This window comes from Sphingomonas sp. PAMC 26605 (assembly GCF_000241485.1).
Lineage (GTDB): Bacteria > Pseudomonadota > Alphaproteobacteria > Sphingomonadales > Sphingomonadaceae > Sphingomonas.
The window spans coordinates 168,746-188,076 of record NZ_JH584241.1 but is presented as its reverse complement, the minus strand read 5'-3'; the positions used below and the strand labels follow the sequence as shown (position 1 = coordinate 188,076).

Sequence of the window (19,331 nt, the reverse complement as noted above, 5' to 3'; positions counted from 1 at the left end):
CGCATGCAAGCCTATCTCGACCTGATGCGCCGCGTGCTCGACCACGGCACCCCCCAGATGGACCGCACCGGTACCGGCACGCTCTCGGTGTTCGGCCACCAGATGCGCTTCGACCTGGCCGACGGTTTCCCGCTGCTCACCACCAAGAAGCTGCACCTGCGCTCGATCGTGATCGAATTGCTGTGGTTCCTGCGCGGCGACACCAATGTCGAGTGGCTGCGCGAGCGGAAAGTCAGCATCTGGGACGAATGGGCCGACGAGAAGGGCGATCTCGGCCCGGTGTACGGCAAGCAATGGCGCGACTGGGAGACGGCCGACGGCCGCCATATCGACCAGATCGCCGAACTGATCGAGCAGATCAGGACCAACCCCGCCTCGCGCCGCCAGATCGTCAGCGCGTGGAACCCGGGCGATCTCCACGCGATGGCGCTCGCGCCGTGCCATTGCCTGTTCCAGACGCATGTCGCCAACGGCAAACTCTCGCTCCAGCTCTACCAGCGCAGCGCCGACATCTTTCTCGGCGTGCCGTTCAACATCGCGAGCTATGCGCTGCTGACGATGCTGCTGGCGCAGCAATGCGGCCTCGAGCCCGGTGAATTCATCTGGACCGGCGGCGATTGCCATTTATATTCCAACCACCTGGATCAAGCGCGCGAACAGCTGACAAGAACACCCGGCGCGCTTCCCCGGCTGGAAATCCTGCGCAAGGCGGAGGCGATCGACGGGTATGCGTATGAGGATTTCGCCCTCCACGACTATGTCGCCCAGCCGCACATCAAGGCGCCTGTCGCGGTCTAGCCTCGCCGGACTGGCGCTGCTCGCGACCCCGGCGTGGGGCGACCCGGGCGCGCTGGTCCTGCGGCAGGTCAGGCCATCGCTAGCCGACCCGGCGGTCCGCCAGTTCGACGAGCCGAGCGTCGCGATCACCGCCAAGGCGATGCCGGCCGACGCGCCGCTGGTCGTCTTTCTGCCCGGCACCGGGGGTAAGCCCGAAAATGCGCTGCCCGCGCTGCGGGTCGCCGCGCAGCAGGGCTATCGCGTCCTCGGGCTCGAATATGACGATGACCCCGCCGTGGTGCAGGTCTGCCCGCGCGATCCCGACCCGGCCTGTTCGGCCGACTTTCGCGAGATGCGGCTGACCGGCGGCGGTCGCTCGACCACGGTCGCCAACCCGACCGCCGAGGCGATCGTCCCGCGCCTCGTCGCCGCGCTGCGGCTGCTGGCGAAGGTCGCGCCCGACGAAGGCTGGGGGCGCTATCTCGACAGCGATCAGCCGCGCTGGAGCGAGATCCTGGTCTCCGGCCTGTCGCAGGGTGCGGGGATGGCCGCCTATATCGCCAAGCAGCACGCCGTTCGGCGCGTCGTCCTGTTCTCCAGCCCATGGGATTTCACCGGCCCCGAACGACGCCCTGCCCCCTGGCTCTATCCAACCGGAGCGACTCCGGTCGAGCGCTGGTACGCCGAATATAACACGCGCGAAAACACCGTGCCGCTGATCCGGGCCGCTTATGCCGCGCTGAAGATCCCGCGCGACCATATCCGCGTCTTCGCGCTCGATCTGCCGGCCGGGCGACAGTTCAACGGGCCCAATCCGTATCACGGCATCACGATCCACGACCTTCGCTACACGCCCGACTGGCAGGCGATGTTCGGCAAGGGCATTGACGCCCCCTAGCCGAGCGACGGAACCGTGCGGCCTCGCGCGCGCTTAGCCCCTGACGTCAACCTCAGGGGCCGATCATGGACATCACGCAGCTCATCCTCGACGAACACGGCCAGCAGCGCGCGCTGTTCGCGCAGATCGAACAGATCGATCCCAAGGATACCGGCGCGCTCTCCGCCCTGTGGAACCGCCTCCACGCGCTGCTCGATTCGCATGCCGAGGCCGAGGAACGCTATTTTTATCCGCGCCTGATGCAGATCGGCGAAGGCGGCAACGACGCCGATTCGGCCGCCGAGGAAACTGAAGACGCAATTGAGGACCATAACGACATCCGCGACACCGCCGCCGCCGTCGACAAGGAAGAGGTCGGCAGCAAGGCGTGGTTCGAGGCGCTCGGCGAATGCAACAAGGCAAACAGCGATCACATGGCGGAAGAGGAACGCCAGGGCCTGACCGATTTCCGGCTCAATGCAACGCTGCAGGAACGCCACGACCTCGGCGTCAAGTTCGCGACCTTCGAGGCCGAGCATCTGACCGGCGTCAAGCCGGTCGACAAGGATCCGAAGAAGTGGGTCAAGGACCACGCGCCCGACTGAGGCTCTCGCCATCGCGGCGCTGCGCGGGCATGACGGCGGGATGATCACGCTGTATCTCGCGCGCGCCGACAACGGCGTCATCGGTGCCGACGGCAAATTGCCCTGGCATCTCCCCGCCGATCTCAAGCGCTTCAAGGCGCTGACGATGGGCAAGCCGATGGTGATGGGGCGCAAGACCTTCGAGAGCTTCCCGGCGCCGCTGCCCGGCCGCCGTCACATCGTGCTGACGCGCGATCCGGCCTGGTCCGCGCAAGGTGCCGAGGTGGCGCATTCGGTCGATGCGGCGCTCGCACTGGCAGGCGATGGCGACGTGGCGGTCATCGGCGGCGCCGAGATTTTCGCGCTGTTGCTACCGCTCGCCGACCGGGTCGAACTGACCGAGGTGCATCTCAGCCCCGCTGGCGACGCGCTGGTCCCACCTTTTCTCGGCTGGCGCGAATCAGCCCGCGAGCCGCATCCGGCCGACGGCGACCGCCCGGCCTACGCCTTCGTGACGCTCGTGCGCGGCTGACCGACCCCGGCTTGTCGCCGTATCGCCGATCCCGCATACCCATGATTGACCGGACGGAGACAGTCCGGCGCAAATGGGAGAACGATGATGCGCAGGGTCCTTGCCGGCATTGCAGTGCTGATCCTCTTGGCGGGGATCGCCTTCTTCGCGCTGGCGCCCGGGATCGTCGAGCGGTCGATGAACAAGGTCGAACCCGTCGCGCTCCGCATCACGCCACGCGCCCACGCGCTGCACGCGATGCTGCAGGTCGCCGACATGCATGCCGACACCTTGCTGTGGCAGCGCAGCCTGCTCAAGCGCGCCGACCGCGGGCAGATCGACCTGCCGCGCCTGCTCGCGGGCAATTATGCGCTGCAGATCTTCTCGTCGGTGACCAAGACGCCGAAGGGCCAGAATTACGACGCCAACGGCGCCGACAGCGACAATATCACCGCGCTCGCGATAGCCGACCTGCAGCCGCCGCGGACCTGGGGCTCGCTGCTCCAACGCTCGCTCTGGCACGCGCAGAAGCTCGATCGCTATGCCGCCGCCTCGAAGGGGCAGCTCCGTGTGATCCGCTCCCCCGCCGATCTTGATCGCCTCCTCGCCGACCGGGCGCGCGGCGCGAAGGTCGTCGGCGGCATGCTGTCGATCGAGGGATTGCAGGATCTCGAAGGCAAGCTCGCCAATCTCGACTCGCTCCACGCCGCGGGCTTCCGCATGGCGGGCCTCGCGCATTTCTTCGACAACGAGGTCGCTGGATCGATGCACGGCGAGGCTAAAAGCGGCCTCACCCCGCTCGGACGGCAAGTGATACGGCGGATGGAGGCGCTCGGCATGATCGTCGATGTCGCGCATTCGAGCCACGCGACGATCGCCGAGGTCATCGCGATGGCGCGCCGCCCGATCGTCGCGAGCCATGGCGGCGTGCAGGCGACGTGCAAGGTCAACCGCAACCTGACCGACGACGAGATCCGCGGCATCGCGCGGACCGGCGGCGTGATCGGCATCGGCTATTGGGATGCCGCGATCTGCTCGACCAGCCCGGCGGCGGCGGCGAACGCAATCGCCCACGTCCGCGATGTGGCCGGAATCGACCATGTCGGGCTCGGCTCCGATTTCGACGGCGCGGTGACGACCGGATTCGACGCGAGCCAGCTTGCCGCGGTGACGCAGGCGCTGCTCGATCGCGGCTTCAGCGATGCCGATGTGGCCAAGGTGATGGGCGGCAACGTGCTGCGCGTGCTGCGCGCCGGGATCGCGCCCGCCCCCTAGCGCGCGCGCAAACCCGACCGTATAGCCGATGCCATGCAGCGGCTCGACGGCGGCTCGGCGGTTCCGGCGGCGATGCGCGGCGGGATCGTCGCGCTCGGCAATTTCGATGGATTTCACCTGGGCCATCAGGCCGTGGTCGGTCGTGCCGTTGCGCGCGCGCGCGCCGAGCGGCGGCCCGCGCTGGTCGCGACCTTCGATCCGCATCCGGTGCGGCATTTCCAGCCCGGCAGCGAACCCTTCCGCCTGACCACGCTCGACCAGCGCGAGCGCCTGTTCGCCGCAGCGGGCGCCGATGCGATGATCGTCTTCCCGTTCGACGCAGCGCTCGCCGCCTTGACCGCGCGCGAATTCGTCGCCGATCGGCTGATCGACAAGATCGGCGTCGGCGGCGTGGTGACGGGGGACGATTTCACCTTCGGCAAGGCCAAGAGCGGCAATGTCGCGGTGCTTGCGGCGCTCGGCATCGAGCACGGTTTTGCGGTCGAGACCGTCGGCGCGGTGGCGCTCGACGGGGTGGCGGTCTCTTCGAGCCGGATCCGCGACTTGCTCAAGGCCGGGGATCCGCGGGGTGCGGCGCAGTTGCTGACGCGGCCTTTCACCGTGGCGGGCACGGTGCAGCATGGCGACAAGCTCGGCCGCACGATCGGCTATCCGACCGCGAATCTCGACATGGGAAAATATCTGCGCCCGGCCTACGGCATCTATGCGGTGCGCGGGCGGCTGGCCGACGGGCGCGTGCTCGACGGTGCCGCCAATCTCGGGATCCGCCCGAGCTTCAACCCGCCCAAGGAGTTGCTCGAACCCTATTTCTTCGATTTCTCGGAAGACCTGTATGGCCAGCCGATCGAGGTCGAACTGATCGAGTATCTGCGACCCGAGGCAAAGTTCGATTCGCTCGAGGCGCTGACCGCACAGATGGATGCGGATTGCACGCGCGCGCGTGCCATTCTGGCGGCCGAGCCGCGATAGATCGACGGTTCGGGCAGCCGGGCACAGCGCAGCCAGCGCAAACAAAAGGGGCCGGCATTGCTGCCGACCCCTGTCGCCGGACCTCGATCCGCTCGGCGGGTTCCGAGAAACCCGCCCGCGCCATCCGGTTTCGGCGGCTCGCGCCACCTGCGCCGCGAGCGACGCCAGGCTTTGCGTTCGGTCGCCAGGAGCGGGCCGGTTCTCGCGAACCGTGGTGCCCGTCCTCCTGGTGGCCAGCACAGCGATTGAGGTGAGTCGATCGCAATGCTTTCGGCATCTTTCGTCGCGGCCGCTCGCCCCCGTGAAGGCGCCTGCCTCTCCGTCCGACACCAGCGTCGCGTCGCGGCGTTCCAGAGAACGGCCGCTGCTCGACGCCTTGGAAGCGCATCTCCGGCATTCCTTGGGGCCGTGCTTGCGCGCGGGACCGCTGGTTCGCCATCGCCATGCTTCCGCCGCAGACTCGACCTGGTTTCCCGAAGGCACCATGATCGGTTTCGCGACATAAGCAGCTGACGTCTCGGCAGTTTCCTGTCTTGCCATCGCTTGCTTACAGTCGTGATGCTCGCCCGACTTGCGAGTCGCACCAAGCTCGAAACATTGTGTGACTCCCTGTGAATAATGTGGATATCGGGGACAGATTGGGGCTAGTCGACCTATATAAGGAACTGCTGCTTTCCTGAACGCAAGGTTGTTTTCAGGTTCATGCAACATGCGTACAAGCCCGGATGTTACTGCTGTGAAAGTACTTCATAGCAGACCACACCATTCGGGAGTTTTATCAATGCGTACCGTGATCCTCGCGCTCAGCGCCGCCGCCGTTACCATCCCCGCGACGATGGTCGCCCCCGCGACGCACGCCGAAGCGCGCGAGCGCCATCACTATCAGCCGCGCGTCTATGAGGGTCGCGACGGGCGCCGCTATTGCCGCCATTCGGACGGCACGACCGGCCTGCTCGTCGGCGGCGTCGGCGGCGCGCTGCTCGGCAATTCGATCGCGGGCCGCGGCGACAAGACGCTCGGCACCGTGCTCGGCGGCGTCGCCGGCGCGTTTGGCGGCCGCGCGATCGATCGCGCGAGCACGGCGGACCGCCGCTGCAACTAAGCCGCCGCATAGGGCGTATAGAGCGGGCGCGGATCGGCAACGGTCCGCGCCTCATCTTTTGGAGAAGACCCCATGACGACTCGCAGCGGATCGGCCAGCTATGTTGGCCTTGGCAAGGACGGCAAAGGCCATGTCTCGACGCAATCGGGCGTGCTGTCCGACACGCAATACGGCTTCAGCAGCCGCTTCGAAGAGGGCGCGGGCACCAACCCCGAGGAACTGATCGCCGCCGCGCATGCGAGCTGCTTCACGATGGCGCTGAGCTTCGCACTCGCTGGCGCAGGGTTCAGCGACGGCAAGCTCGAGACGACCGCCAAGGTCACGATCGAAAAGGACGGCGACGGTTTCACCATCACCAAGTCCGCGCTCGACCTCAAGGCGACGATCGACGGCATCTCGCCCGAGCAATTCGAGACGATCGCGCTCGATGCAAAAGAAAATTGCCCGGTGTCGAAAGTGTTGAACGCCGAAGTGACGCTTACCCACAGTCTCAACGGCTAATCGCTTGCGGGGGCGTGAACGGACCGTAGTTTTCCGTTCACGCAACCTCTGCCTGTGCGCACCGTTCTACCTGTAATCCAGCAGGGATTACCCCAAGGAGCATTTCACATGCGCACGTTTTTTCTCGTCGCCGCCCTGGCCGCGACGTCGCTTTCGGCCCTCCCCGCTACGGCGCAGGATTATCGCGGCGACCAGCAGGATCAGCGCGGCGACCGTCGCGATGGCCCCGGCGATCAACGCGGCGGCCCTGACGGGCAACGCGGCCCCGGAGATCATAATCGCGGCCCGGGCGGCCCTGGCGGTCCGGGAGGCCCCGGCGATCATCGCGGCCCCAGCGGCCCGGGCGATCGCCGCGACTATCGGCAGGACGCACGTCAGCGCAACTGGCAGCAATATCGCAGCTATGACTACAACCGCTACGAGCCCGGCCAGCGTACCTATTTCGCCGACCGTTACTATCGCGACGGCAGCTATTACCAGCCGCGCCGCCTGGGTCGCAACGACCGCATCTATCGCGGCAGCGACAACCGCTATTACTGCCGCCGCAGCGACGGCACGACGGGGCTGATCATCGGCGGTCTGGCGGGCGGCCTGCTTGGCAATTCGCTCGCCAGCGGCGGATCGCGTACGCTCGGGACGTTGATCGGCGGTGGTGCGGGTGCGCTGCTCGGTCAGTCGATCGACCGTGGCCAGGTGCAGTGCCGCTAAGCGCGACACGTGTCTGAACGCAGGGCCCGGCGCGAAAGCGTCGGGCCTTTCGGCGTCAGAGCAGGCCGCCGCCGAGGATCAGGCGGATGACCGCGACGACGATCACGAACAGGTTGAAGTTGCGCCCGGACTTGTATCCGGACAGCGTTCCGAGCGCCGCGCCGACCACCGCGATCGGAATCGCCAGATAATTGGCGAGGCCGAAGAACGGGATCAGCCCGACCAGCGCCACCGGCAAGGCGATGAGCCCGGCCAGGATCGAAATGAGATTGACGATGAGTCCCATATCCGGACCATGCGCAAGATATCGCGCGTGCGCAAGCGGTCGCCGCGCGGCTATACTATCCCCAATCGAATCTTAACGCTGCTGGTGCATGCCGTGGCGTGGGTCTGGAGCTTCAAGTCGATGGGTCGTGCGCGTGTCTTGCTGAGCGTTGTGGTGCTTCCGCTGGCCTTGCTGGCGTGCGGCAAGCGCGACGGCGAGCGCGATCTCGACACGCTCGACAACGAACTGGTCGATGCGGGCGCGGGCGCGCCCAACAGCAGCGACCCGGCGATGACCGCTGCTTTGCACGACCAGATCATGGTCGATCCCGCGCTCGCGCAGCATTCGAACGCGAACAGCGTCCGCCCGCCGGCGCAACCCTATTCGGGCGGCGTACCGCCGGTGACGATCGCGCAGAGCGCGGGCGCTGCGCCGGGGGCGGATGGAACCGCCGGCACCGCGACCAGCCAGCGCGCGCGGCAAGCGCCGGCCCCGACCTCGAAGAATTGCCCGAATTGCGAGGCGGCGCGGTCTTCGCTGACGCTGGGCGCGTTGGCGGCCAACCAGGGCGACAAGCGCAGCAGCGCATGCGCCGGTGCGCTGCGCTACTCCGCCGCCTGGGCCAACCGCGTGCCGGTCGATGTCCCGCTCTATCCCGGCGCACGCGTCGTCGAGGCGGCGGGCGTCGCGAGCCCGCCGTGCAACCTGCGCGCGGTGAGCTTCGCCACCAATGCACCGCTCAAGACGGTGATCGACTGGTATTATACGCGCGTCACCAACAGCGGCTTCACCGCCGAGCATCAGTCGGACGGCGCCGAGCACACGCTCGGCGGAACGCGGCAGCGCGATGGCGGGGCGTATGTGCTGTTTTTGACGAGCCGCCGCGACGGCGGGACCGATGTCGACATGGTGGCGAACAGCGGACGCTAGGCGCGGTTTCGAAGCCGCGCAAATTCCTCCCCCGGGAACCGGGGGAGGTGGCAGCCGCAGGCTGACGGAGGGGGCCGCCACACGCGCCGCGCTCGCGGAGCGGCCCCCTCCACCGTTCGCTGAATGCCCACGGCCCCCCTCCCCGCCGAGGCGGGGGAGGATTGCGCGCGCTCTCCGCAGCGCTTTTGCACGCGAGGTTCTCATTGCGCGCGATTCACGCTAACGGACGCAGCATGTATCACTTGATCTTAGTCATGGCGGGCGGCGCGCTCGGTTCCGCCGCGCGTTTCCTCGTCGGACGCGCCACGCTCGCCCGCTTCGGTCCCGATTATCCCTATGGCACGCTGACGGTGAATCTCGTCGGCGGTTTCGCGATGGGGCTGCTCGTTGGGATCCTTGCCCGGCACACGGCCAGCGAGACCTGGCGCGTGCTGCTCGGTGTCGGCGTCCTCGGCGGCTTCACCACCTTCTCCTCCTTCTCGCTCGACGTCGTGACGCTGGTCGAACGCGGCGATCTCGCGACCGCGCTCGGCTATACGCTGCTCTCGGTGGTCGGCGCGATCCTGGCGGTGTTCCTCGGCCTTTCGCTGACGCGGGTGGCGGCATGAGCAAGGCTCCCCCCACCACCGCCACGACCAAGGCGACCTCAGACGTCCGCCAGTTCAACGTCGGCGCCGATGACGACGGCATCCGGCTCGATCGCTGGTTCAAGCGGCATCTGCCCGACACCAGTTTCACGACCGTCGCCAAATGGGCGCGAACCGGGCAGCTGCGCATCGACGGCGCGCGCGCCAAGCCGGGCGACCATGTCGTCGCCGGGCAATCGATCCGCGTCCCCCCGGCCGAGCCGGTCCGCATCGATGCCCCCGTCAAGCGCGAACGCCCGCCGCTCAGCGACGACGAGATCGCCTTCGCGCGCGAAATGGTCATCCACCGCGACGCGCAGGTGATCGTGCTCAACAAGCCGCCCGGCCTCGCGACGCAGGGCGGCACCAAGACGATCGAGCATGTCGATGGCCTGCTCGACGCGCTGCAGGACGATCTCGAGGGGCGCCCCAAGCTCGTCCACCGGCTCGACAAGGACACATCGGGCGCGCTCGTCATCGCGCGCACCGCGCGCGCGGCGGGCTTCCTGTCGAAATCCTTCTCGTCGCGCACCGCGCGGAAAACCTATTGGGCGCTCGTCGTCGGCGTGCCCTCGATCGAGGACGGTACGATCGAGCTGCCGATCGGCAAGCAGCCCGGCTCGGGCGGCGAGAAGATGCATGTCGACGAGAAGGAGGGCAGCCCGGCGCGCACGCGCTACCGCGTGATCGAGATGGCGGGGACGACCACCGCCTGGGTCGAGCTGATCCCCTATACCGGCCGCACGCATCAGCTCCGCGTCCATCTCGCCGCGATCGGCCATCCGATCGTCGGCGACGGGAAATATGGCGGGCAGGCCGCGTTCCTCACCGGCAACATCAGCCGTAAAATGCATCTGCATTCGCGGCGGATCCGGATCGATCACCCCGATGGCGGGCAGATCGACGTCCAGGCCGAGCTGCCGACGCATTTCGCCGAGAGCCTCAAGCAATTGGGCTTCGACGAGATGCTCGGCAACACCATGCCGCTCGAGGAGCCCCCACCCCCGAGCCGCGCCGTCAAAAAACAGCAGGCGCGCCAGCACGCCAAGACGGTGCGCAAGGACCGCAAGGGCGAACGCCGGCGGCGCGGCGAGCCGACGTGATGGCAGGAGCGCGCGGCTGATGCATCCCGATTCGACCTTCCGGTGGGAAGATCGCGATGCGATGCGTGCGCTGGTGCGCGAGCTCGGCTTCGGCGCGCTGTTCGCGGGCACGCCCGACGGGCCGCGCGTCGTCCATCTGCCGGTGGTGTGGCGGGACGAGACGACGCTCGCGCTGCACGTCGCGCGCGGCAACGGCATCACGCGGCATCTCGATGGCGCGACCGCGTTGTTCGTCGCACAGGGGCCCGACGGCTATGTCAGCCCCGATTGGTACGGCCTGGGCGACGCGCAGGTGCCGACCTGGAATTACGTCGCGGTCGAGCTCGAGGGCCGGATGCGGCGGCTCGACCAGGACGGGCTCGTCGCGCAGCTCGACCAGCTTTCGGCCGAGCAGGAAGCGCGGCTCGCGCCCAAACCGGAATGGACCCGCGCGAATATGCCGTCGGGGCTGTTCGAGCAGATGACGCGCGGGATCATTGGCTTCACGCTCGAGGTGCAGGCGTGGCGTGGCACGCGCAAGCTCGGCCAGAACAAGCCCGCGGCGGCCCGGCTGTCGGCGGCGGACGGCGTCGAGACTGCGGGCCGCCGCGGGATCGCCTATTGGATGCGCAACGCCGGACTGGAAGGCTAGGACGATGCCAGCCCCCCTCCCCACCCGCCTCGCGCTGTTCGATTGCGACGGCACGCTGGTCGACAGCCAGGACAATATTTGCCGTTCGGTCGAGCAAGCCTTTGCGATCGCACGAATCGATGCGCCACCGCGCAGCGCGATCCGCCGGATCGTCGGGCTGAGCCTGGTCGAAGCGATGCAGATGCTGCTGCCGGGCGCCGAAGATGCGCTGCATCGCAGCCTCGCGCAGGATTACAAGGACGCCTTCTTCCGCATGCGCAGCTCGGGCACGATGACCGAGGAGCCGCTGTACGAGGGCATCGTCGAGGTGCTCGATACGCTGGCCGCCGACGGCTGGGTGCTCGGCGTCGCGACGGGCAAGTCCGACCGCGGCCTGGCGCATATCCTTGCGCATCACGGCATCGCTGCGCGCTTCGTCACGCTGCAGACCGCCGACCGCCATCCGTCGAAACCGCATCCCTCGATGATCGAAACCGCGATGGCCGATGCCCGCGCGGTGCCTGGCACCACGGTGATGATCGGCGATACGAGCTTCGATATGCTGATGGCGCGTGCCGCGGGCGTACATGCGCTCGGCGTGGCGTGGGGCTATCACCCAGTAGACGAGCTCAGCGCGGCGGGCGCGCACGCTATCGCCGATACGGTCGCGGCGCTGCCGCGCCTGATGGAGCAGCGCGGCGCATGACCGATCCCGACACGACCGCGCGCAACCGCTATTTCGCGCTGGCGGCGACGCGCCTGGCGGGCGCCGCGGGCGCGATCCTGGGGCTCGTTCTGATCGCGCGGGCGCATGCGACGCTCCCGAAGGCGATCGGCACCGCGCTCGTGCTGGCGGCGCTGCTGATGATCGCGATCGTCCCGCGCGCGCTTGCGCGCCGCTGGCGGACGCCGCCCGAGGAATAGGCGCCGCGATCACGGGGGTGACGGGCGGGGCTGTCGCGCTATAGCCGGAGCCATGAAGCGTTTCTGGACCACCGTCACCCTCGACGAAACCCGCGCCGTCTTTCTCGACGGCAAGCCGGTGCGCACCCCCGGGCGCGCGCCGCTCGCCCTTCCGACGGATGCGCTCGCCGAGGCGGTCGCCGCCGAATGGCGCGCGGTCGAGGGCGAGATCGACCCGCGTGCGATGCCGCTGACCGGACTCGCCAATGCCGCGATCGACCGGATCTCGCCCGACCCCGCGCTCTTCGCGCAAGGGCTGGCGGCGTATGGCGAGAGCGACCTGCTCTGCTACCGCGCCGACTCGCCCGAGGATCTGGTAGCGCGCCAGGCCTTGGCGTGGGATCCGCTACTCGACTGGGCGCGGCAGCGTTACGACGTGCATATCGAGGTGGCGACGGGCATCCTCCACCGCGCGCAGCCGGCGTTGACGCTGGCGCGACTCGGCGACGCGATCGCCGCGCGCGGGGCCTATGAGCTCGCGGCGCTGTCGCCGGTGGTGACGATCGGCGGATCGCTGATCGCCGCGCTCGCGCTCACCGAACAGGCGGCGACGCCCGAGCAGATTTGGGACGCGGTCACGCTCGACGAGGACTATCAGGCCCAGCGCTGGGGCCGCGATCCGCTCGCCGAAGCGGGCATTGCCGCGCGCCGACGCGATTACGGTGCCGGGGTGCGGATGCTCGAGCTGTTGCGCGACTGAGGCGCGCTTATTTCTCGGGCAGCCGCCGGATAAAGCCGATCATCCCGCGCTGGCGCGAGCGCTTTAGCCGTTCGGCGGTGAGGATCGTCTGGACGCACTCGTAGCAATCGTCGAGATCGTCGTTGACCAGCACATAGTCATAGCCGTCCCAATGGCTCACCTCGGCGGTGGCGCGGTCCATGCGCCGGTCGATGACCTCCTGCGTATCGGTCGCGCGGTTTTCGAGTCGCTGGCGCAGCGTCTTGAGACCGGGCGGCAGGATGAAGACGCGCACGACATCGCCGCCGGCGAGCTGGAACAATTGCTGCGCGCCCTGCCAGTCGATGTCGAACAGGATGTCCTGCCCGTGCTCAAGATCCTTGAACACGGTGTCGCGCGGTGTGCCGTAGCGCTCGTCGAACACGCGCGCCCATTCGAGGAACTGGTCGTCCTCCGCCATCGCGCGGAAGGTCTCCTTGTCGACGAAATGATAGTCCTTGCCGTCGACCTCGCCCTTGCGCGGCGCGCGGGTGGTGTACGACACCGACATCTTGATGCGGTTGCGTTCTTCCTTGAGCAGCCGGTTGGCGATCGTCGACTTGCCCGCGCCCGATGGCGAGGACAAAACGAACATCAGCCCGCGGCGCTTGAAACTCTTGGGCTGGGAGGAGCGATGATCGACCATGCGCGCTAGTGGCGCGCGCTCGCCCCTCCCGTCAAGGCATGGCGGTCAGCGCGCCGCCGAGTCTTCGCCGAACGCGCGGTCCTTGAGCTGGCCCAAACCGCGCAGCACGAGCCAGCCGGTCGCGAAGGTCAAAGCAAGCGGGATCACCGCCTTCACCACATTGGCGACGATCGCGCCTTCGATCGCGCCATCGACACTGCTGTCGTCGCCGCTCGACCCATCGATTGCCGCGCCGATGGCGGCGCCGATCATCGTCGTGAAACTCATCGTCTTTCTCCCGTTCGTTACGCTCAGCGCACGAATCGGCCGATGGTTCCGAATGGATTAGACCATGCTTTCGGGGCGGACCAATCGTTCGAACGTCGCGGCATCGACGAGCCCGAGCGCAAGACCGGCCTCTTTCAGCGTCAGCCCTTCGTGGTGCGCGTGCTTGGCGATCCTGGCGGCATTGTCGTAGCCGATCTCGGGTGCGAGCGCGGTGACGAGCATCAGCGAGCGATCGACCAGCTCGGTGATTCGGTCGCGATTCGGTTCGATTCCCTCGACGCAGCGCTCGGCAAAGCTCGCCATCCCGACGCTGAGCAGGTCGATCGAGCGCAGCAGCGCCGCGCCGAGCATCGGCTTGAACACGTTGAGTTCGAGATGCCCCTGCAAACCCCCGATCGTGATCGCCTGATGATTGCCGATTACCTGCGCGGCGACCATCGTCAGCATCTCACACTGGGTCGGGTTGACCTTGCCCGGCATGATCGAGCTGCCGGGCTCGTTCTCGGGCAGATGCAGTTCGCCGAGACCCGAGCGCGGCCCGGAGCCGAGCAAACGGATGTCGTTGGCGATCTTGGTCAGCGCAACTGCCAGCGTGTTGAGCGTACCCGACAGCTGGACGATCGGATCGTTCGACGCGAGCGCCTCGAACTTGTTCTCGGCGGTGACGAACGGCAGCCCGGTGATCTCGGCGATCTCATGCGCGAACGCCGCGCCGAAGCCGTCGGGCGCGTTGAGCCCGGTTCCGACCGCGGTGCCGCCTTGCGCGAGCGCGAACAGCTCGGCCTGCGCCGCCCAGATCCGCGAGCCGGCCATCGCGAGCTGCCGCTCATAACCCGAAAATTCCTGGCCCAGCGTCAGCGGGGTCGCGTCCTGGAGATGCGTGCGGCCGATCTTGACCACGTCCGCCCATGCTGCGGCCTTGGCGCCGAGCGCGCCCTTCAACCGGCCATGCGCGGGCGAGAGGCGCTCGGTCACCGCGAGCGAGGCGGCGACGTGGAGCGCGGTCGGGAAACTGTCGTTCGACGACTGGCTCATGTTGACGTGATCGTTGGGGTGGACGGGCGTCTTGCCGCCGCGCGTGCCTGTCAGCACCTCGTTGGCGCGGCCGGCGATCACCTCGTTGACGTTCATGTTCGACTGGGTGCCGCTGCCGGTCTGCCAGATGACGAGCGGGAACTGGTCGTCGAGCGTGCCCGCGGCCACCTCGCCAGCGGCCGATTCGATCGCGTCGGCGATTTCGAGCGCGAGGCCGTGCGTGCGGTTCACGCGGGCGGCGGCCTGTTTGACGAGCGCGAGCGCGTGGATGATCGCGAGCGGCATCCGCTCGGTCGCGGGAAAGGGGAAATTCTCGATCGAGCGCTGCGTCTGCGCGCCCCAATAGGCGGCGGCGGGGACTTCGATCGCCCCAAGCGAATCGGTTTCGGTGCGGGTGTCGGTCATTCAGCCTCCTCATTCCCTCTCCCTTTGGGAGAGGGAGGGAGCCGCAAAGCGGCGGAAGGGTGAGGACAGGGTTGGGGCGTGAACTACCCTCACCCTTCCCACTCGGCTGCGCCGAGCGGGCCCCTTCCCTCTCCCGCTGGGAGAGGGAGACTTACTTTTTTCTTTTAAAATCCACCGCGACGACGTTCGAACCGTCCTCGACCGGCGTGTGGACCGGCTCGTCATTCTCGGCCGAATCATGCGGCTCGGGGCCTTCGGGGACGTCCTGCGCCTGGAAACGCAGCTCGAAATTGACCGCAGGATCATGGAAACCGGTGATCGCCGAATAGGGAATCACCAGTTTCGAGGCGACCTGGTTGAAGCTCAGTCCCACCGAGAAACGCTCGTCGTCGACGACCAGATCCCAATAGCGGTTCTGCATCACGATCGTCATCTCGTCGGGGAAGCGCTCGAGCAGCCGCTGCGGGATGTCGACGCCGGGCGCCTGCGTCTTGAAGGTGATGTAGAAATGATGCTCGCCGGGCAGACCGCCATTGGTCGCGACCGAGCCGAGGACGCGGCCGACCACGGCACGCAGGGCTTCCTGTACGATGTCATCGTAGGGAATCAGGCTATCGGGCATGCCATCGCTCATGCCCCCTTGGGTAGCGCGGTTTGGTCGCGGGTCAAGATTGCATGCGTCCCCCAGCGCGCTATGGGAAGCAAATGCGCACCGCCACGATCAGCCGCCGGACCAGCGAAACGTCGATCGACGTAACGGTCAACCTCGATGGAACGGGAGCGTTCACCATTTCGACGGGGATCGGCTTCTTCGATCACATGCTCGAACAGCTCAGCCGGCATTCGCTGATCGACCTCGACGTCAAGACCGTCGGCGATCTCCATATCGACCAGCATCACACCGTCGAGGACACCGGGCTGGCGATCGGCGCGGCGATTCTCGAAGCATTGGGCGAAAAGCGCGGCATCCGCCGCTATGCCGATGCGCATTCGCCGATGGACGAGACGCTGACCCGCGTCGCGATCGACATTTCCGGGCGGCCGTACCTCGTGTGGAAAACCGAATTCTCACAGAAGCGGCTGGGCGAGATGGATACCGAGATGTTCGAGCATTTCTTCCATTCGTTCGCGCAGACCGCGGGGATCACGCTCCACATCGAGACGCTGTACGGGTCGAACAATCATCACATCGCCGAGGCGGCATTCAAGGGCGTCGCGCGCGCTTTGCGCGAAGCGGTTGAGCTCGATCCGCGGAAAGCGGGGGTGATCCCCAGCACCAAGGGGACGTTGTGAGCCTTCCCAGGACCGCGTCATCCCAGCGAAAGCTGGGATCTCCATGGGGCGAGTGCCGCGCTCTCCACAAGGAGACCCCAGCTTTCGCTGGGGTGACGGGCGGGGCATGACCCTCGCCCTCATCGATTACGGCGCGGGCAACCTCCACTCGGTCGCCAACGCGCTGAAAGCCGCGGGCGGCGCCGACGTGCTCGTCACCGCCGATGCCGACGCGGTCCTCAAGGCCGATCGCATCGTCCTCCCCGGCGTCGGTGCGTTCGGCGCCTGCGCCGCGGCGCTCCGCGCCGTCCCCGGCATGGTCGAGGCGCTCGAGCAGCGCGTCCGCCGCGATGGCGTCCCCTTCCTCGGCATCTGCGTCGGAATGCAGCTGATGGCCGATACCGGCGAGGAGCACGGCGTCCATGCCGGGCTCGGCTGGATCGCCGGCACGGTGCGGCACCTCACGCCCGACGATACGACCGCGAAGGTCCCGCACATGGGCTGGAACGACGTCGTGCCCACCACCCCGCACGCGCTGATCGTACCGGGCGAGGCCTATTTCCTGCACAGCTACGCCTTCGACGGCGCCGACACGCTCGCGACGACCGAGCATGCTGGCCCAGTCACCGCCGCGATCGGGCGCGACAATCTGCTCGGCGTGCAATTCCATCCCGAAAAGAGCCAGCGCTACGGTCTTGCACTGCTCGAGAGGTTCCTGACGTGGAAGCCGTAATCGTCGCGCCGGCGCAGGCCGGGGCCGCTGCGTTTGGGGCATCCGACGGACACCACAATCTAACGGCCCCGGCCTGCGCCTGGGCGACGAGGATTTCATGACGCTGATCATCTTCCCCGCGATCGACCTCAAGGGTGGCCAGGTCGTCCGCCTCGCCGAGGGCGATATGGACCGCGCCACCGTCTATGGCGACGATCCCGCGCGCCAAGCGATGCTGTTCGCCGAGCAGGGGGCGGAATATCTGCACGTCGTCGATCTCGACGGCGCGTTCGCGGGGCATTCGGTCAATGGCGAGGCGGTCGCGGAGATCGTCAAGCGCTTCCCCGGCCATGTCCAGCTGGGCGGCGGTATCCGCGACCGCGCGGGGATCGAACGCTGGTTCGACATGGGCGTGTCGCGCGTGGTGATCGGCACGGCGGCGCTGGAAAACCCTGATCTGGTGCGCGCGGCCGCGCGCGATTTCCCCGGCGGGATCGTCGTTGCGGTCGATGCGAAGGATGGCTTCGTCGCGACCAAGGGCTGGGCCGACGTCTCGACCGTCGAGGTCGCCGACATGGCGCGGCAGTTCGAGGATGCGGGTGTCGCGGCGCTGTTGTTCACCGACGTCGGGCGCGATGGAATGCTGAAAGGCGCGAACGTCCAGGCGACGGTCGACCTGGCGCGCGCGGTGAAGATCCCGGTGATCGCCAGCGGTGGCGTCAAGGGGATCGCGGAAATCCATGTGCTGGCGCTGCACGCGCGCGACGGGATCGAAGGCGTGATTACCGGGCGTGCGCTGTATGACGGCCGGCTCGATCTGGCGGCGGCGATCGCCGTGGCGGCGGCGGCGTGAACCTTGCCGTCTTCACCGCCATAGCGGTGCTAATCTGTCTCGTGGGTGTCGGCAGCGTGTGGTCTGATTTGAATCGTGGTGAGACGCGCTTCATTATGGGTATGCAATGGATCGAAGCGACACGCGTCGATCGGCCAGTTCTTTTCTGGGTAGCAACTTCAGCAAGGATCGCGCTTATCTGCGGGATGATCGTTGGCTACGCAATTCTCGTGCTCCTCTCTCTATGACCGTCCGCGCGCGTGTCATCCCCTGTCTCGACGTTGCCAACGGCCGCGTCGTCAAGGGCGTCAACTTCGTCGATCTCAAGGATGCCGGCGATCCGGTCGAGCAGGCGCGCGCCTATGACGCCGCCGGCGCCGACGAGCTCTGCTTCCTCGACATCGGCGCGAGCCATGAGGCGCGCGGCACGATCCTCGACGTCGTGCGCCGCACCGCCGAAGTGTGTTTCATGCCGCTGACCGTCGGCGGCGGGGTGCGCTCGGTCGCGGATGCGCGCGCATTGCTGCTCGCAGGCGCCGACAAGGTCGCGGTCAATTCCGCCGCGGTCGCGCGGCCCGAGCTCGTCGCCGAGCTCGCCGACAAGTTCGGCAGCCAATGCGTCGTCGCCTCGGTCGATGCGCGCCGCGTGGGCGACGGCTGGGAAGTGTTTACGCATGGCGGCCGGCGCGCGACCGGGATCGACGCGGTCGCGCATGCGCTGCGGCTGGCCGAGCTCGGCGCGGGCGAGTTGCTCGTCACTTCGATGGACCGCGACGGCACCAAGAGCGGATTCGACCTCGCGCTGACCCGCACGATCGCCGATCAGGTGCGCGTGCCGGTGGTGGCGTCGGGCGGCGTCGGCGGGTTGGCCGATCTCGTCGCCGGGATCAGCGAGGGACATGCCAGCGCGGTGCTGGCGGCCTCGATCTTCCATTTCGGCGAGGTGAGCATTGCCGAAGCGCATGCCGCGCTGGGTGCGGCGGGAATCCCGGTGCGGCGGCCGGTCGCGTGATCCCTGTCACGTCCGGCATGACGGAAATTTAAGAGCCCGAGGGTATCCTTCCGTCATGCGTTTCCTCCTCGCCTTCCTGCTCGCCACTCCAGCGCTTGCCGCGCCGCATAGCGGTGTCGTCAAGGTCCGCACCGGGCCCGAGCTGTCCGACATCGTGCTGTTCGTCGTCGCGGCGCTCGGCGTCTGGCTCGTCCGGCGCGCGATGCGGGCACGTTTTGCCAAGCGCGATACGCCCAAGGATTGACGCAAGCGCACGCTTGGGCCAGCCCCGGCGCATGGCCGAAGATACACTCGACACGCTAGAGGCGACGATCCGCGCACGCCGCGGCGCCGACCCCGCGACCTCCTATACTGCCAAGCTGTTCGCGAAGGGGCGCAGCAAGATCGCGCAGAAGGTCGGCGAGGAAGCGGTCGAGACCGTCATCGCCGCGCTGACCGAGGACAAGGCCGCGCTCGTCGGCGAGGCGACCGACCTGATGTTCCATCTGCTCGTGCTGCTGGCGGAGTGCGATATCTCGCTCGACGACATCCGCGCGGAGATCCAAAAACGCGAAGGCGTGTCGGGAATCGACGAGAAGGCGGCGCGGACGCCGGACTGACCCACCCCTTCTTACTCCCCTCCCGCTTGCGG

General features: G+C 67.5%; 28 protein-coding genes. 23 read left to right on the top strand and 5 right to left on the bottom strand.

All coding sequences use genetic code 11. The annotated features are described in order from the left end of the window. Window positions 1-3 precede the first annotated feature (3 nt). From RH90_RS00915 to RH90_RS00875, 9 genes are all read left to right on the top strand, one after another. Entirely contained in the window at window positions 4-798 is a 795-nt protein-coding gene (locus RH90_RS00915) for a thymidylate synthase (protein WP_010183306.1), read from the top strand. Then, the gene (locus RH90_RS00910; protein WP_232280276.1) at window positions 734-1,675 is read left to right on the top strand and encodes a BPSS1187 family protein; all 942 of its coding nucleotides are present in this window, start codon (window positions 734-736) and stop codon (window positions 1,673-1,675) included. The genes RH90_RS00915 and RH90_RS00910 overlap by 65 nt, the downstream gene beginning before the upstream one ends. Window positions 1,676-1,740: 65 nt before the next feature. After that, window positions 1,741-2,259 (top strand): hemerythrin domain-containing protein, encoded by a 519-nt coding sequence (locus tag RH90_RS00905; protein WP_010183304.1) that lies wholly within the window; start codon window positions 1,741-1,743, stop codon window positions 2,257-2,259. Window positions 2,260-2,299: 40 nt separating this feature from the next. After that, entirely contained in the window at window positions 2,300-2,770 is a 471-nt protein-coding gene (locus RH90_RS00900; protein ID WP_010183303.1) for a dihydrofolate reductase, read from the top strand. A gap of 87 nt (window positions 2,771-2,857) precedes the next feature. Next, window positions 2,858-4,024: a dipeptidase gene (locus RH90_RS00895; protein ID WP_029624926.1), complete on the top strand. Its 1,167-nt coding sequence runs from the start codon at window positions 2,858-2,860 to the stop codon at window positions 4,022-4,024. Window positions 4,025-4,057: 33 nt separating this feature from the next. Beyond that, a complete protein-coding gene (locus RH90_RS00890; protein ID WP_010183301.1) occupies window positions 4,058-4,993 on the top strand; it encodes a bifunctional riboflavin kinase/FAD synthetase in 936 nt (311 codons plus the stop codon). 781 nt (window positions 4,994-5,774) lie between these two features. Then, the gene (locus RH90_RS00885) at window positions 5,775-6,095 is read left to right on the top strand and encodes a glycine zipper 2TM domain-containing protein (protein WP_010183300.1); all 321 of its coding nucleotides are present in this window, start codon (window positions 5,775-5,777) and stop codon (window positions 6,093-6,095) included. Window positions 6,096-6,167: 72 nt separating this feature from the next. Next, window positions 6,168-6,596, top strand: a complete 429-nt coding sequence (locus RH90_RS00880) for an OsmC family protein (RefSeq protein ID WP_010183299.1) — start codon at window positions 6,168-6,170, stop codon at window positions 6,594-6,596. A 108-nt stretch (window positions 6,597-6,704) separates the two neighbouring features. Continuing rightward, the gene (locus RH90_RS00875) at window positions 6,705-7,304 is read left to right on the top strand and encodes a glycine zipper 2TM domain-containing protein (protein WP_010183298.1); all 600 of its coding nucleotides are present in this window, start codon (window positions 6,705-6,707) and stop codon (window positions 7,302-7,304) included. A gap of 55 nt (window positions 7,305-7,359) precedes the next feature. On the opposite strand, the gene RH90_RS00870 is transcribed toward RH90_RS00875, so the two are convergent. Beyond that, window positions 7,360-7,590, bottom strand: a complete 231-nt coding sequence (locus tag RH90_RS00870; protein ID WP_010183297.1) for a hypothetical protein — start codon at window positions 7,588-7,590, stop codon at window positions 7,360-7,362. Between the two features lie 27 nt (window positions 7,591-7,617). Between RH90_RS00870 and RH90_RS00865 the strand changes: the two genes are divergently transcribed. The 7 genes from RH90_RS00865 (at window position 7,618) to RH90_RS00835 (ending at window position 12,501) form a co-directional block, all read left to right on the top strand. Next, window positions 7,618-8,499 carry a hypothetical protein gene (locus RH90_RS00865; protein WP_232280275.1) on the top strand — a complete coding sequence of 294 codons (882 nt, stop codon included), beginning with the start codon at window positions 7,618-7,620 and terminating at the stop codon, window positions 8,497-8,499. A gap of 233 nt (window positions 8,500-8,732) precedes the next feature. Continuing rightward, a complete protein-coding gene (gene crcB, locus RH90_RS00860) occupies window positions 8,733-9,107 on the top strand; it encodes a fluoride efflux transporter CrcB (protein WP_029624924.1) in 375 nt (124 codons plus the stop codon). Continuing rightward, window positions 9,104-10,228, top strand: coding sequence for an RluA family pseudouridine synthase (locus RH90_RS00855; protein WP_010183292.1), 1,125 nt, complete (start codon window positions 9,104-9,106; stop codon window positions 10,226-10,228). The genes crcB and RH90_RS00855 overlap by 4 nt, the downstream gene beginning before the upstream one ends. A 19-nt stretch (window positions 10,229-10,247) precedes the next feature. Beyond that, entirely contained in the window at window positions 10,248-10,859 is a 612-nt protein-coding gene (locus RH90_RS00850; RefSeq protein ID WP_010183291.1) for an FMN-binding negative transcriptional regulator, read from the top strand. A gap of 4 nt (window positions 10,860-10,863) precedes the next feature. Further along, on the top strand, window positions 10,864-11,544 hold the full coding sequence (locus RH90_RS00845) for an HAD-IA family hydrolase (RefSeq protein WP_010183290.1): 681 nt from the start codon (window positions 10,864-10,866) through the stop codon (window positions 11,542-11,544). Next, entirely contained in the window at window positions 11,541-11,762 is a 222-nt protein-coding gene (locus RH90_RS00840; protein WP_010183289.1) for a hypothetical protein, read from the top strand. The genes RH90_RS00845 and RH90_RS00840 overlap by 4 nt, the downstream gene beginning before the upstream one ends. A gap of 52 nt (window positions 11,763-11,814) precedes the next feature. Continuing rightward, window positions 11,815-12,501 (top strand): ATP12 family chaperone protein, encoded by a 687-nt coding sequence (locus tag RH90_RS00835; RefSeq protein WP_010183288.1) that lies wholly within the window; start codon window positions 11,815-11,817, stop codon window positions 12,499-12,501. A 7-nt stretch (window positions 12,502-12,508) separates the two neighbouring features. On the opposite strand, the gene gmk is transcribed toward RH90_RS00835, so the two are convergent. The 4 genes from gmk to RH90_RS00815 form a co-directional block, all read right to left on the bottom strand. Continuing rightward, a complete protein-coding gene (gene gmk / locus RH90_RS00830; protein ID WP_010183287.1) occupies window positions 12,509-13,165 on the bottom strand; it encodes a guanylate kinase in 657 nt (218 codons plus the stop codon). A gap of 45 nt (window positions 13,166-13,210) precedes the next feature. After that, window positions 13,211-13,432, bottom strand: coding sequence for a hypothetical protein (locus RH90_RS00825; RefSeq protein WP_010183286.1), 222 nt, complete (start codon window positions 13,430-13,432; stop codon window positions 13,211-13,213). Window positions 13,433-13,489: 57 nt separating this feature from the next. Next, on the bottom strand, window positions 13,490-14,872 hold the full coding sequence (gene fumC / locus RH90_RS00820; RefSeq protein ID WP_010183285.1) for a class II fumarate hydratase: 1,383 nt from the start codon (window positions 14,870-14,872) through the stop codon (window positions 13,490-13,492). 151 nt (window positions 14,873-15,023) lie between these two features. Next, window positions 15,024-15,506: an SspB family protein gene (locus RH90_RS00815; RefSeq protein ID WP_010183284.1), complete on the bottom strand. Its 483-nt coding sequence runs from the start codon at window positions 15,504-15,506 to the stop codon at window positions 15,024-15,026. A 71-nt stretch (window positions 15,507-15,577) separates the two neighbouring features. Here RH90_RS00815 and hisB point away from each other — a divergent pair, with 71 nt between their 5' ends. From hisB to RH90_RS00780, 7 genes are all read left to right on the top strand, one after another. Next, window positions 15,578-16,165, top strand: a complete 588-nt coding sequence (gene hisB, locus RH90_RS00810; RefSeq protein ID WP_010183283.1) for an imidazoleglycerol-phosphate dehydratase HisB — start codon at window positions 15,578-15,580, stop codon at window positions 16,163-16,165. A gap of 106 nt (window positions 16,166-16,271) precedes the next feature. Then, the gene (gene hisH / locus RH90_RS00805; protein WP_010183282.1) at window positions 16,272-16,877 is read left to right on the top strand and encodes an imidazole glycerol phosphate synthase subunit HisH; all 606 of its coding nucleotides are present in this window, start codon (window positions 16,272-16,274) and stop codon (window positions 16,875-16,877) included. A 97-nt stretch (window positions 16,878-16,974) separates the two neighbouring features. After that, a complete protein-coding gene (hisA, locus tag RH90_RS00800; RefSeq protein WP_010183281.1) occupies window positions 16,975-17,709 on the top strand; it encodes a 1-(5-phosphoribosyl)-5-[(5-phosphoribosylamino)methylideneamino]imidazole-4-carboxamide isomerase in 735 nt (244 codons plus the stop codon). After that, window positions 17,706-17,936, top strand: coding sequence for a hypothetical protein (locus RH90_RS00795; RefSeq protein ID WP_029624923.1), 231 nt, complete (start codon window positions 17,706-17,708; stop codon window positions 17,934-17,936). Before hisA ends, RH90_RS00795 begins: the two co-directional genes overlap by 4 nt. Continuing rightward, on the top strand, window positions 17,933-18,700 hold the full coding sequence (gene hisF / locus RH90_RS00790) for an imidazole glycerol phosphate synthase subunit HisF (protein WP_010183280.1): 768 nt from the start codon (window positions 17,933-17,935) through the stop codon (window positions 18,698-18,700). The genes RH90_RS00795 and hisF overlap by 4 nt, the downstream gene beginning before the upstream one ends. Before the next feature lie 55 nt (window positions 18,701-18,755). Next, window positions 18,756-18,944 carry a hypothetical protein gene (locus tag RH90_RS00785; RefSeq protein ID WP_010183279.1) on the top strand — a complete coding sequence of 63 codons (189 nt, stop codon included), beginning with the start codon at window positions 18,756-18,758 and terminating at the stop codon, window positions 18,942-18,944. 31 nt (window positions 18,945-18,975) lie between these two features. Continuing rightward, window positions 18,976-19,299 (top strand): phosphoribosyl-ATP diphosphatase, encoded by a 324-nt coding sequence (locus RH90_RS00780; RefSeq protein ID WP_010183278.1) that lies wholly within the window; start codon window positions 18,976-18,978, stop codon window positions 19,297-19,299. Window positions 19,300-19,331 lie beyond the last annotated feature (32 nt).